Here is a 13,144-nt window from a genome sequence, read left to right as displayed (position 1 = left end):
ACATCTAAAGAAACGCATAGCAATTGGCTCTCCCCATCACTATGCGTGTATTATTATTCTTCTATTTCACTATATTCTCTTTTCTTGATATCTGTTGTCGCTGCATTTTTCACTGCAATATTATCTAACATTCCTTTTAAATCAACACCTGATACATCTTTTAACGTTTCAGGCAATTGACTCATTAATTTCGTTACATAGCTACTCATTCTTGTCGCTCCATCACCTTGGCCATTGCCATTATCTACAACAGTTACTTTATCTATCTTACTAACTGGTTCGGCAATCTTCGCCGCAAATTCTGGTAACATTTTAATAACCATTTCCAAAATTGCTGCCTCTCCATACTTCTCCATTGCTTCAGCTAATTTTTCTTTTGCTTCCGCTTCTGCTAAACCTTTTTGTCGAATTGCATCTGCTTCTGCTTCCCCATCTAATCGAATTTGTGCGGCTTCCGCTTCTGCTTGTTTGACACGGGTTACTTTATCAGCTTCTGCCTTTTGCTCTGTAGCATAACGTTCTGCCTCTGCTTTTTTCGATATTTCCGCTTCATACTGACGTTGTTTACGAAGTACTTCTTTCTCATCAATCTCAATCTGTTTATTTTTCTCTACTAATTGAATCTGCATTTCTTCTTCTTTTACTTTTTGTTCTGCTTTTGCTGATTGTAATTTATATGCCATATCTGCTTCTGCTTTAGCTGTATCTTGATCTCTTTTGTATGCAGCAATCTTTAACTCTTTTTCCTTCGTCGATTCTGCAATTTGTGTTTCACTTAATAATTCCGCACGTTTACTTTCTTGTTCTGCTTCTGCTTTCTTTATTCTTGCATCTCGCATTGCATTTGCCTCTGCTATTTGTGCATCTCTTTTTACTTCCGCAATTCTTGGTTTTCCTAATGCTTCTAGGTAACCATTATCATCTTGGACATCTTTGATTGTAAAAGAAACAATTTGTAGACCCATTTTCTTTAAATCTACAGCAGCTTGCGTCTGTACCTCTTGAGCAAAACGTTCACGATTCTTATATATTTCTTCAACAGTCATTGTACCTAATATTGCTCGTAAATGGCCTTCTAATACTTCTTGTGCTTCTTTACGTAATTCTGAATTATCTTTTCCTAGAAATTGTTCCCCAGCAGTAGCAATACCTTCTGTCGTACTCTGCACTTTAATAATTGCTGTACCATCTGCCATCACCGGCACACCATTTTCTGTATATACATTAGGTGTGGAGATATCTAAACTATGTGAACGCAAACTAAGATTTTCTGCACGTTGAAATATCGGTAAGATAAATGCTCCACCACCACGGACTATCTTAATTCCACCTCCATCATCCGTTCTATGTACATTTTTGTTTCCAAGAAAACTACCTGTTACAATCATGGCATCGTCTGCACCAACTGTCTTATATCGAACTGCGAACAAAATAGAAAAAGCAATAATAATACCTAACACCGCACCAATAATTATAATAAAGTCCACTATGCATCCTCCTCTTTTTTATTCCATTTCACTAACTAGTAAAATCCCTTCTTTCACTTCTACAACAACAATTCTCTTGCCTTGCTTTATTTCAGCAGCATCAAAACTAGCCGCCACTTCACTGTAACTACCATTATTTGTCGAAATGTAAACTTCGCCCATACCAACATTAGGTATTGTCGTAATCACTTCTCCTATTTTCCCTTCTAAATCTTTCATAGAAAGTGAAGTAGAAGATTCTGCATTTGACATTGGGATGACTAGAAAATAATAAATAACAAAATAGGCACATAGACCAATAAGAATACTTACTGCGAGAACATAAAATTCAGTAATAGCTGTATACTTTGTTAATAAGACACCAGATCCTCCAACGACAGATAGTGTTCCAAACAAAAGAACCGGATTAAAAAAATCACCAAAGATATCAAAAACACTCTCCAATAGACCACCTAACACACCTTGAAATAGGATAGAGATAAGAGCAATTGCTAAACTACCCCATAATAAGCTCCAATACAAATCTACCGCTCCAATTCATCAACCTCCCTTCTACCTCTTCTATTCATACATACGATTCAACTACCAAAAAGTTCCCTAATATTATATTATTTAGCTAAAAATTAGGTATTTTAGTTTTTTTATCCTAATAGCCATTTGCATAAAAAACATCGAAGCATGATTACAATAAAGTAATCATGCTTCGATGTTTGGCTTCTCTTCTATTTTCCACTCGAATTAACATAGTACAAAAAATCTCACTTACTCTTATCAATACATTCAATTAAGCGATGTTCAATGTCAAATGCAATTTCTTTCAGTTCAGGGTCTTCTACCATTCGAATTAATTCAGATGGTCTTGGCATCCCAATTTTCGTTTCTTCCTCTTCTTTATAAACAACTATTTTACACGGTAAGAAGTAACCAGCTAATTTATTTTCTGTTAGTACTTTTTCCGCCTCTACTGGGTTACAAACTTCTAACACAATGTAGTCTGTATTATATGACAGTCCTTTTTCTTGAAGCTTATCTTTTATATCAAATTGCCATAACACACCAAAATTCTCACTTTTTAAATTTATTTCTAATGACATAATTGTTTCTTCAATCGATTTATTTGATGAAACAGTATAATGAAACATGGATTTTCTCCTTTCTATATTCAAACTGTTATTACTCCTTACATTCCACCTAATTCATATGCTCAAACAATTAAAGAATATCTGCCCAAATCTTAATTGCTGTCGCAAGAATTAAAATGGCTAAGATTACTTGCAATACCTTTGTATTTACTTTCTTTCCTACAATTGCACCTAATGGGGACGCGATTAAACTCGCTATAATCATCACAACCGCGGGGAGATATTCTACTTGACCTGTGGACACCTTTCCTATTGTTGCCCCAATAGAAGAAATAAATGTAATGGCTAAAGATGATGCTATTGTTATTCTCGTAGGAATTTTTAATATAACAAGCATGATTGGCACAAGTAAAAATGCCCCTGCTGCTCCTACAATACCTGCACTAATACCAGATACCTCATGTGCCGTAAATGCGGTAAAGCCTAATAATGGAGGTATATAAAAGCATGGGATACTTGATGATTGAACCACCTATCCCTAACATTCCCGAAATAAAGGAACCAATAAATCCAATCATAAAAATTGCTATTATAAATGAAATGTCCATAAAACCCCCAAAATACCTATAAGGGTAATTTGTCAAATGTAATTTCTCTTATTCAAACACAGGTACATATTAAAATAGTCTCAAAATTAATTAAAAAATGAGATACCCAGTCTAATTTTCAAATTAGACATAGGTACCTCATTCTTTTTCTTCATATATTAATTAACTATTTTGTTGAACTGTTTTTTCATATGCTTTTTTAGTTTTTGCTAATTCTTTTGTATTCCAAATCTGACCAATTTCTTCAAGTGACTTATTCTTTGTTTCTGGCACAATTGTCATAACGAATACAAAACAGATCACATTAATTACCGCAAACATCCAGAAAGTAAAGGCACTTCCCATATTATTGATTAATACTGGAGTAAATTGCCCAATTGCCCAGTTAGCTCCCCATAAGAAGATTGTAGCAATACCTACAGCTTTTGCACGTAAATGATTCGGGAATATTTCTGGAATCATAATCCAAGGAATTGGTCCCATTGATACACAAAATGCTGCTGTAAAGCCTGCAATAGCAATGATTAACAATATCCCTGCATTTGCTGGTTCAAAATAGAACACACTTCCTATTAAAATCATAAATATTGCCATAAAGCTTGAGCCAATAGCCATTAACTTCTTACGACCAAGTTTGTCAATCAATAGAATTGCTACAATTGTAAAGACAACTTGCACACTACCGATAATACTTGTCGCTAAAAACTCCGTATTATTCTCAAATCCTACACTACGGAATATATCTGGTCCATAGTAATTCACTGCATTCATCCCAATTACTTGGTTAAATAATGCTAAGAAAATACCTACACCCATTGCCATTCTTAACCCAGGTTTCACTAATTCTTTCACAGAACCACTTTGTTCTATTTTAATCGATTCTCTTATTTCTTTTGCTTCTTTCTTTGCAATTTCTTCTCCATTTATACGTTTTAATATTTCATACGCTTCTTTTTCTTTACCTACTTGGATTAAATAACGTGGACTCTCAGGAATGAAGAACAATAGTATCATAAATAAAATACCTGGAATCGTACCATAACCTAACATCCATCTCCAACCTACATCTAATCCCCATTCGTATGTTCCACTATTTGCAACACCATAATTAATATAAAATGTTGCACAAATACCTAGAATCGTAAATAGCTGATAAAGAGAACCTAATCGACCTCTGATTGCTGGTGGCGCACACTCACTAATATATGAAACCGAAATTGCTGATGCAAATCCAATTCCAAATCCTCCAATAATTCTTGCAAGCACTAGTGTAGTTACACCCAGTGCAAAAGCAGACCCTAATGCAGAAATGATAAATAGTATCGCTGACACCATTAAAATTTTCTTACGACCATACTTGTCACTCAAGAATCCTGATAAACCAACACCAATTACCCCACCGATCATTACACAAGAAATAACCCAACCTTCCATTGCTGGACTTAAATTATATAAATCTTGCAAATAACCAATTGCTCCTGAAATAACCGCTGTATCAAAACCATATAATAACCCCGCCATACCAGCAGCACATGCAACTAAAATAACATACCATAATGAATGTTTCTTTGCCATAGTAACTCCCACCTTATCTAGTTCATTCTATTGTTGTTATCGTTTTCTTTTATGATCTATCCAAACAATTAGTAGAACGTTTACATACAGAGAATTAAAAATAATCCCCTACTTACTTTTATCATTTTTCACATCCTGCATTCCGCTTACATTTTTGTTTGGATTACTCACTTTTAATAACTTAACTAAACTTTAACATGTATTTCTAGTAATCTTTCTAATAACTATCTTCACTTTTTTGTGATTATCTAGATTATTTTGTGATTCTTTACATAACAAAAAAACCTACACCAAATTGATGTAGGTCTTTATATCCATTTATTATTCGAAAGGATCATTCTCATGGTTGAAAGGATGGTTTTGATCTCTTTTCATTTTTGCTTCTACTTTACTTAATTGGTTTTTCGCAAAGTCTCGTCCACCAATTCCAAAAGAAATTGCAAATGCCACCATTAAGCCACCTAAAATCAGAATGAAAGCAGTATTTACAATTGATGTTGCAAATTTTAATTGATCAAGTGTCATAAAGACTGCAAATACAATCACAACATATTTTACTATCGTTGCAGTGAACTGACTATGTGTATACTTATAAATAAACTTAGCCAAAACTGAACCTAATAAGATTCCTCCTCCGAGAATTAGCAATGCACTTACTAAGAAAGGCAAATAAATAATTAGTGCATTTCCAATCTGATTTAGCACCTCTAATTGTAAGACACTTAATGCTTCTACTGTGAAGAAAAGAATTACTAGTACTTTAACAACTGTTCCAACCACTTTCGCAATATCAAAAGGTACTTTGTTTTCAGCATTTTCAATCCCAATTGAAGAAAATATATTATTCACACCTGTGCCTTGAAGAAGTCCTTCTAGTAAGTTACCGAGCATTTTTCCTAAATAATATCCTACTATCACTAAGACAATTGCAATAAAAATATTAGGAATCATCATTAATACACTATTGAGTACTTGTGTAATTGGTACTGAAATAGATTGGATTTCTAATGCTTCCAATGCAATAGTAATTACAGGAATTAGGATAACTACAAATAGTATATTTGCAAGTATCGATGATAATGTATACGTTGTTGTATGATTATAACTAGAAGTAGGCTTTACTTTACTAAACCATTTATCTACATTCACACTCACTAAAAAACGTTCCGCTAGTTCTTTTACTAGTTTTGCGATGACATAACCAATAATTAGAATGATAGCTGCTGCAATTACATTTGGTAAGAACCCTAGTAATTTATCCATCATATTTGAAATTGGTCCTGATACAGATTCCATATTAAGTGCATCTAATATAGCTGGTAAGAACAGTATAAATACCAATAAATAAATCACTTTCGCAATCGCTTTTAACACTTTCTTTCCATGATCCGCATCTTCTACGAAATTGGTTCTTCCAATTGCTTTGTGAACGCCTAATTTTACAAAGAGCTTCTCTACAATCCCTTTCGCAATAGCTGCAACTACCCATGCTAATACAAGCAATAACAATGCTGCTAACACATTCGGGATTGCTTGTATTACATTGTTAAACATGTGCGCAAAAGAATTTCCTAAATCATTCATGTAATCATCTCCTTTTTTATACTTGCAATACTTATACCTTTATCAGGAGAATATAAACATGTTTTTTATGAGGTAAAATTAAATAAGACAAGCAACTTTTTTGGTAAAATGCTTGTCTTCTTATTCATATTGCTTGCGATAATCAGTAGGAGACATACCGACTTCTTTCTTAAATACGCGACTAAAATAGTTCGGGTCCTTGTAACCTATAGTAATAGCAATTTCTTTTAATGAAAGGTTATTATCTAACAAATAAGTTTTCGCTTTAGATATTCTCCATTCTGTTACATACTCAATAAAGGATTGCCCCACATGCTCTTTAAATATTTTACTAAAATAATAGGAGCTTAATCCTACCTCATTTGCAACATCTTCTAGTGTAATCGACCGCATATAATTATTCTGTATGTATTGTTTTGCTTCCGTAATGATTCCTAGCAGGCCATTTGATCGCCATGATTTAATTTGCATCGTAATATTGGCCAGATGAGCTTTTGCTGCTTCCTTTATCTGTGTTGCCGTCTCTAGCTGGCTAAAATTAATTGTTAAATCTTTCTGATAACCTAACTCTTGCATCGATCTAGATAAAACAATAAAAACATTTTCCGTTTCTTTCTTGATTCGATCTACTTTATAGGTTACAAATTGTTGCATTGTTAAAAAATACGTATCAAAGGCTCTGACTGTTGCTTGTACATCCCCTCTCTGGACAGATTCTAATAATTTTTTTTCTAATTCTAAAGGGACGTTCTCTACCTTGGTGTCTTCTGTATTCTCATTATAGATGGAGTAACTAGCATGTACATTCTGCTGGGCTGCTTCCAACGCATAGATGGCTTGCTCATAAGACAAAGAAAATTGCTCAAAATTTGGAACGATCTGTCCCGCTCCCATTATCACTTGTATATCGGACATAATAGGATGCACGCTCTTCAAAAATGCTTTGACATATGATTCTCTTTCTTCTTCTTGTTCTCCATCCATAAGTACATATAGTGGAACCTGGAAACCTGTAAGTGGACCGATAAAGGACTTTCGTATTTGTTCAGATGCAACTTGTCTGACAGTCTCATACCAATGATTTTTCTCTTCTTTCGTCGGATAGAATGTAGATGATTGAAAAGAAAGGACAACGACAAAGCCTGCTTGTTCCTCAATATGCAACCATTCTTCCCAGTCTGCTTCATTGAATGTATGAATATGATCCAACATTAAAGAAGTAATAAAATCTGTTTCCACAAGAGAACTTGCTCTTTCTAGTCGATTATGTAACGCTTCTTGTTCTTTCTTTTCGTCATTCTCTTTACGTATTTCCTCTGTCAGCTGGCCGAAAGCATCTAATAATTCTGAAACTTTACTTGGTTTTAACAAGTAAGACTTGACTCCATATCGCATCGCTTCTTGTGCATACTGAAAGGTATCATAAGCAGATACCATAATTATTTTCGAAGATAGCTGTGTCGTAATTTCTTTTGTTGCTTTAAGGCCATCCATGACAGGCATTTGGATATCCATAAATATAATATCTGGTTCCTTTTCTTTAGCTAACTCTACAGCTTTTCTCCCATTACTAGCTTCTGCAACGATTTCTATATCATCAAGATGCCGGAGAAGCATCATTTTAATCCCTTCTCGTTCAATTGCTTCATCATCGACTAACATTACTTTCCACATCTCGAGTCTCCTCATCATGTAATTGAATTTGAATGGTTGTTCCTTTATTTAAGGTAGAATAAATTTGGAATTTGCTTCGTGCATCGAATAAGTGCAATCGATCAATGACATTTCGTAAACCGATGCCTGTCGAATGACCTGATCTCTTCGGCTCTTCTTCTATTGTTGATAAATCTGGCTTGATAATCTGTTGAATTAATTCATCAGACATACCCACACCATTATCAATCACTTCTATTGTCACAACTTTATCCTCGCGATAAATCACTACACGAATTTCCGCGCCTTCCTCCATTTGTTCGATTCCATGCATGAACGCATTTTCGACAAGTGGTTGTAATGTCAAACACGGAATGAACACATCGCTACAATCCTGATCCATTGTAATATCAAAATTCACTCTATCCCCAAATCGTGTTTGTTGAATAAAGAAATATTCTTTGACGACATTTACTTCATCAATTAATTTCGTATTTCTATCTATATTGCCAATATTATATCGTAACAATGTAGAGACAGCTGTAATCAAATCATTTGTCCGTTCTGCACCTTCTATATATGCTGTCTTCGAAATCACATTTAATGTATTAAAAAGAAAATGTGGATTAATTTGATTTTGCAAACTTTTCAATTCCATTTCTTTTAACAGTTGTGCTAAACGAGATTTCTCTTCCATTTCTAAAATGGATTTTTTTACATTATGCTTCATCTCATTAAATGTCGTGGACAAGATTTTTAATTCATCTTTTTGAGATACTTGTATATCCTTTCCCTCGTAATTCCCTGATGAAATTTCCTTTGCTGCACTAGTTAACCTTCTTATTGTTCTTGTAATACCATCCGAAAACCAGATAGCGAATAAAATACTGACTAAAAGTAATGCAATAAAGATTGTTGTACCTAAATGTTTTGTAGCTTGTATTTTGCTATTCTCTATTTCTATCCTTGTTTGATAATTCGTCAGGGATTGATTGAGAAGTTCTAATGTCTTCTCATGGATATATGTTGCAGTTTTATCTGCTTCACTAAGCGAATTCGAATATTGTTCAATATCCTCTCTTTCTACACCAATCACTGTCAAATCCGTGAATTCTAAAAAAGTCGACAGTAAATGATAATAGTTTTGTTCATCTATAAGAGAGGCATTCTCCATATCGAGCTGATCTTGTAAGGAGAGTAACTGTACTTTATCTTGTTCATAATAATTTAAATTATCTACAGTCGGTTCATGTACATATATTTGTAAGGATTGGTACACTTGATCTGTTTGCTCTGTTAATTGATTTAATAAATAATACTGCTGTGAGCTCTCATTGTGCAAATCCATTAGCTTATCCATGCTCATATCTCTGACAAAAAAAATAACACTTGCTAATACAATGACAACAATAAAATAAACGAGAAGCTTTGTTCTTATTTTAATCATTTTCTATCACTTATCCGTTTCAAATCCTCATTTCTTACAATCGTCGTATCTGTATAATAGACATCATCCACTTGCTCTTTTGCTAATATAGAAAGCATTAATTCTACACTTCTATATCCCATTTCGTATGGTTTTTGACCAACTAAAGCGTCGACTTTGCCATCTTCTAATAACTCGATGTTCTCTGGAAGAGTGTCAAATGCAATCATATATAGCTCTTCATCTGAAATTTGAAGAGATTCACTAGCTTGGACCATACCAATTCCGTCCAACGCACTCGTTCCATATAAAGCCGTTATTTGTGGGTATTCTAGTAGCATTTTGTGTGCTTTCTCTTCTGCAACCACTCTTGTAATGGTAGATTCTTCAATTGACACAACTTCAATTCCCTCTTCTCCCTCTATTGCATCCATAAATCCTTCTACTCTTAATTCATGGTGTGCATTTCGAAAGCTCCCAGTAATAATTCCAACAATAGCTTGTCCATTTGTATCTTTCAGGAGTGTCTGACCTGCAAGTTGCCCTGCTTTATAATTGTCTGTTCCAATATACGTTAATCGTTTACTACTAGGCGCATCTGTATCAATAGTAATGACTGGAATACCATTCTCTGTTGCCTTATTAATAAGCGGAATGAACTCTTCTGTTAATGCTTGCACAATAATACCATCCACTTTTGACTTGATAGCAACATCTAATAACTTTGCCTGTTCTTCTGGATTGGAGCGTTTTGGTCCTTTATATTCCACATATACATCATAGTTTTCTTCAGCAGCCTTCGCACCTTCTCCAACTAAGCGCCAGTAATCATGGTCCATCTCCTCACCAATTAATACAAAATGATATGCTGGAAACTCTTTCTCTTCTTTTCCTTCTAGTTGTTGATTGTATCCTTTGATTAAAGTGGAATAATAGAAAGCCACAACAATAGAGATTACTAGAAGTACTATTAGAACCGTATACATAAATATTGTTGTTTTTTTCATTGTGATTCCCCTTACTGTGTAAAATAGTTACCAATTAAAAGACCAATCCATGCGCTACAGATTCCAAGAATATATGTCATTACAATATACAAGATTGCTACCTTTTGCTCTTTTTTGTCCAATAATTTGATGATGTCCAATTTAAATGTAGAAAACGTTGTGAATGCTCCCATAAATCCAGTACCAAATAATACAGTTATTCTTTCACTTAAATGACTTCCAATAATCAATCCAAGCAGAAAAGAGCCTACTATATTCACAACAAATGTAGCTATAGGTAATTTCACGTTTAGCTTACCCAATTGTTGGCTAACCCAGTAACGCGAAATAGCACCAAAAAAACCTCCAATGCCAATAAAACAAATAATCTCTATCATTTACAATCACCAGACTTCAAACTTTTATAGTACCCTAAATAACTGCAAGCTAGCCCTCCAAATAAGCTAATACATACATAGAGAAAACTGAGTAGGTAATGATGTAATTCCATCAGTTGGATAACCTCTACACTGAATGTTGAAAATGTAGTAAATGATCCTACTAAACCAGTAGTAATAGCTATTTGATACGTTCGATTCCATTGCACTTTTTCATGAAAAAGTCTAGTTACTAATGCCAGTACATAACAACCAATCAGATTCACTATTAACGTACCATAAGGAAAAAGAGTATCACTATGTACAAATGGCAAACTGACTGCATACCTTAACAAAGCCCCAACAGTACCAGCAATACCAACATAAAAATAAACCATAAAGAAACCCTTTCTAGATTAAAATAAAAGCGACAATGCCCGGTTAGAAACGTTACTTAAACATAATTCAATACTGTATTTTTAAAACTTTCATACACATATTTCCATAATTGCGACTCCGACTTATATCTTGTCTGTAACGTATGGAACATCTCTTTCTGTGCATCAGCGAAAGTTGGATCTTCTTTATCAGGCAATGCCTCTCTATATGCATCAACTATTTGTTGCACCTCTTCTGCTCTTGGTCCCCACTTCCCAACTAGTTCACCTTTGTCATTTAACAATAAAACAATTGGGATCGCTCTCCCACCATTTGTAAGATGACGATCAATTAAATTCGTGTCAGCATCACGTAATGCGACACGAACTTCTTTATTGGCCGCTTCTGTAACCTTTCGAATGACAGGATTAATCATCATGGCATCCCCACACCAATCCTCAGTAATAATTAGAAAATGAAGAGAAGAGTGTTTTAGTTGTTCAATAAATTCGTCTTCGGGTAACTGAAATTGTTGATAGATTTGATTGCTTTCTTCTTTTAATACGCTCATTCCATTCATATATCTTTGTATTGTTTGTCCTTCTTCAAAAAATTGTTGTTCTGTTTTCAATAGATACACCACTTTCTTGGTAATTTACCTTATTATTTCTTTAATCATAACGAAATGTCATTATGTAAGCAATTAACTTTAACTAAATATAGTTTAATGTTAAACTACATTAGAAGGACGAGGTGTAAAACTAGTGGATACAAATTTATTTAGATTAATTCATATGATTCAACAAATGAATAATGAGAATATCATTCAATTTACGAAAGCGTATCCACACATGATAGGTATCTCTCCCATTCTTGCGCTAGTAGAATTAAAAGTAAATGGCCCATTAAAACCAATTGAGCTTGCAGACAAACTTGGTTTTACCAAAGGTGCAATCACCAATATTACTACTAAATTATTATCTTTACAGTTTGTAGATAAGATACAAGATGAGAATGATAAACGATCATTTGTCCTTTCTATCAACAACAATGGTATCAGAGCATTACAAAATGCTCAGCAAATTGGGGAAAATATATTCATAACCCATTTTGAAGTATTAACAGATGAAGAATTGCAGCAATATTTACACATTCAAAAAAAGCTTATACATGGTATGGAAAAGAGAAAAATGAAAAGTTCAGAATTGCTGTAATCACTTCAAAAAAAAGGATAAGGGAGAAAAATTCATGAACAGATTAGAAAACAAAGTAGCTATTATTACAGGGGCAGCAAGGGGTATGGGTGCAGCACATGCACGTTTATTTGTAGAAGAAGGCGCAAAAGTCGTTATTGCTGATATCCTAGAAGAAGACGGAAAAAAACTAGCTGAAGAACTTGGCGAAAATGTAATTTTTGTTAAATTAGATGTAACAAATGAAGCAAACTGGAAAGAAGCGGTAGCAGAAGCTGAAAAAGCATTCGGTCCTGTAGATGTTTTAGTAAATAATGCTGGTATCACTATGAACAAACCAATTGAAGAAACAACTGAAGAAGACTACCGTCGCATTATTAACATTAACCAAGTGTCTGTATTTTTAGGAATTAAGTCGATTATTCCTTCCATGAAACAAGTAGAAAATGGATCAATTATTAATATTTCATCTATTAATGGTTTAGTTGGTGGAGCTGTTGGTTACACAGATTCTAAATTTGCTGTTAGAGGTTTAACAAAATCTGCAGCACTTAGTTTATCTAAATACGGAATCCGTGTGAATTCCGTACACCCAGGAGTTATTGAAACACCAATGTTGATGCACGGGGATGCAAAAGAAGCAATTAAAGAATTCTCTAAACACATTCCTCTACAACGTGTGGCAAAACCAGAAGAAGTATCTAAAACAGTTCTATTCTTAGCATCTAGTGATTCAAGCTATAGCACTGGCTCTGAATTTGTCATTGACGGCGGGCTTACTGCACAATAAATCTT

13 protein-coding genes and 1 pseudogene are annotated in these 13,144 nt (G+C 34.1%); 2 read left to right on the top strand and 12 right to left on the bottom strand.

All coding sequences use genetic code 11. The features are described 5' to 3' along the window. Nucleotides 1-53 precede the first annotated feature (53 nt). The 12 genes and pseudogenes from ACFOZ1_RS00320 to ACFOZ1_RS00265 form a co-directional block, all read right to left on the bottom strand. Nucleotides 54-1,490, bottom strand: a complete 1,437-nt coding sequence (locus ACFOZ1_RS00320; protein WP_390198003.1) for a flotillin family protein — start codon at nt 1,488-1,490, stop codon at nt 54-56. A gap of 15 nt (nt 1,491-1,505) precedes the next feature. After that, nucleotides 1,506-2,009 carry an NfeD family membrane protein gene (locus ACFOZ1_RS00315; protein ID WP_390194685.1) on the bottom strand — a complete coding sequence of 168 codons (504 nt, stop codon included), beginning with the start codon at nt 2,007-2,009 and terminating at the stop codon, nt 1,506-1,508. Between the two features lie 236 nt (nt 2,010-2,245). Next, complete coding sequence (locus ACFOZ1_RS00310) at nt 2,246-2,629, bottom strand: DUF302 domain-containing protein (RefSeq protein WP_390198000.1); 384 nt, start codon at nt 2,627-2,629, stop codon at nt 2,246-2,248. A 70-nt stretch (nt 2,630-2,699) separates the two neighbouring features. After that, nucleotides 2,700-3,177 (bottom strand): annotated as a pseudogene (locus ACFOZ1_RS00305) (sulfite exporter TauE/SafE family protein). A 162-nt stretch (nt 3,178-3,339) separates the two neighbouring features. Further along, nucleotides 3,340-4,752 (bottom strand): sugar porter family MFS transporter, encoded by a 1,413-nt coding sequence (locus ACFOZ1_RS00300; RefSeq protein ID WP_390194684.1) that lies wholly within the window; start codon nt 4,750-4,752, stop codon nt 3,340-3,342. Between the two features lie 321 nt (nt 4,753-5,073). Next, nucleotides 5,074-6,336 (bottom strand): mechanosensitive ion channel, encoded by a 1,263-nt coding sequence (locus ACFOZ1_RS00295; protein WP_390194682.1) that lies wholly within the window; start codon nt 6,334-6,336, stop codon nt 5,074-5,076. 120 nt (nt 6,337-6,456) lie between these two features. Then, nucleotides 6,457-8,010, bottom strand: a complete 1,554-nt coding sequence (locus tag ACFOZ1_RS00290) for an AraC family transcriptional regulator (RefSeq protein ID WP_390194680.1) — start codon at nt 8,008-8,010, stop codon at nt 6,457-6,459. Then, nucleotides 7,985-9,436: a sensor histidine kinase gene (locus ACFOZ1_RS00285; protein WP_390194678.1), complete on the bottom strand. Its 1,452-nt coding sequence runs from the start codon at nt 9,434-9,436 to the stop codon at nt 7,985-7,987. Before ACFOZ1_RS00285 ends, ACFOZ1_RS00290 begins: the two co-directional genes overlap by 26 nt. Beyond that, on the bottom strand, nt 9,433-10,422 hold the full coding sequence (locus ACFOZ1_RS00280) for a sugar-binding protein (protein WP_390194677.1): 990 nt from the start codon (nt 10,420-10,422) through the stop codon (nt 9,433-9,435). The genes ACFOZ1_RS00285 and ACFOZ1_RS00280 overlap by 4 nt, the downstream gene beginning before the upstream one ends. Before the next feature lie 11 nt (nt 10,423-10,433). Next, nucleotides 10,434-10,799, bottom strand: coding sequence for a fluoride efflux transporter CrcB (gene crcB / locus ACFOZ1_RS00275; protein ID WP_390194675.1), 366 nt, complete (start codon nt 10,797-10,799; stop codon nt 10,434-10,436). Next, entirely contained in the window at nt 10,796-11,176 is a 381-nt protein-coding gene (crcB, locus tag ACFOZ1_RS00270; RefSeq protein ID WP_390194673.1) for a fluoride efflux transporter CrcB, read from the bottom strand. The genes crcB (ACFOZ1_RS00275) and crcB (ACFOZ1_RS00270) overlap by 4 nt, the downstream gene beginning before the upstream one ends. Nucleotides 11,177-11,232: 56 nt before the next feature. Beyond that, the gene (locus ACFOZ1_RS00265; protein ID WP_390194671.1) at nt 11,233-11,787 is read right to left on the bottom strand and encodes a thioredoxin family protein; all 555 of its coding nucleotides are present in this window, start codon (nt 11,785-11,787) and stop codon (nt 11,233-11,235) included. Between the two features lie 133 nt (nt 11,788-11,920). Here ACFOZ1_RS00265 and ACFOZ1_RS00260 point away from each other — a divergent pair, with 133 nt between their 5' ends. After that, nucleotides 11,921-12,370, top strand: a complete 450-nt coding sequence (locus tag ACFOZ1_RS00260) for a MarR family winged helix-turn-helix transcriptional regulator (protein ID WP_390194670.1) — start codon at nt 11,921-11,923, stop codon at nt 12,368-12,370. 34 nt (nt 12,371-12,404) lie between these two features. Next, nucleotides 12,405-13,139: a glucose 1-dehydrogenase gene (locus ACFOZ1_RS00255; RefSeq protein WP_390194668.1), complete on the top strand. Its 735-nt coding sequence runs from the start codon at nt 12,405-12,407 to the stop codon at nt 13,137-13,139. The last annotated feature ends 5 nt before the right edge of the window (nt 13,140-13,144 follow it).

Origin of the sequence: Gracilibacillus marinus (assembly GCF_042651725.1) — a bacterium.
In the GTDB taxonomy this organism is placed as follows: domain Bacteria; phylum Bacillota; class Bacilli; order Bacillales; family Amphibacillaceae; genus Gracilibacillus; species Gracilibacillus marinus.
This window is presented reverse-complemented; position numbering and strand designations above follow the sequence as displayed.

What these genes read in the sequence shown, in the direction of transcription:
- ACFOZ1_RS00310 (WP_390198000.1), bottom strand. Translation starts at nt 2,629, where the DNA reads ATGTTTCATTATACTGTTTCATCAAATAAATCGATTGAAGAAACAATT.
- ACFOZ1_RS00300 (WP_390194684.1), bottom strand. Translation starts at nt 4,752, where the DNA reads ATGGCAAAGAAACATTCATTATGGTATGTTATTTTAGTTGCATGTGCT.
- ACFOZ1_RS00295 (WP_390194682.1), bottom strand. Translation starts at nt 6,336, where the DNA reads ATGAATGATTTAGGAAATTCTTTTGCGCACATGTTTAACAATGTAATA.
- ACFOZ1_RS00290 (WP_390194680.1), bottom strand. Translation starts at nt 8,010, where the DNA reads ATGTGGAAAGTAATGTTAGTCGATGATGAAGCAATTGAACGAGAAGGG.
- ACFOZ1_RS00285 (WP_390194678.1), bottom strand. Translation starts at nt 9,436, where the DNA reads ATGATTAAAATAAGAACAAAGCTTCTCGTTTATTTTATTGTTGTCATT.
- ACFOZ1_RS00280 (WP_390194677.1), bottom strand. Translation starts at nt 10,422, where the DNA reads ATGAAAAAAACAACAATATTTATGTATACGGTTCTAATAGTACTTCTA.
- crcB (WP_390194675.1), bottom strand. Translation starts at nt 10,799, where the DNA reads ATGATAGAGATTATTTGTTTTATTGGCATTGGAGGTTTTTTTGGTGCT.
- crcB (WP_390194673.1), bottom strand. Translation starts at nt 11,176, where the DNA reads ATGGTTTATTTTTATGTTGGTATTGCTGGTACTGTTGGGGCTTTGTTA.
- ACFOZ1_RS00255 (WP_390194668.1), top strand. Translation starts at nt 12,405, where the DNA reads ATGAACAGATTAGAAAACAAAGTAGCTATTATTACAGGGGCAGCAAGG.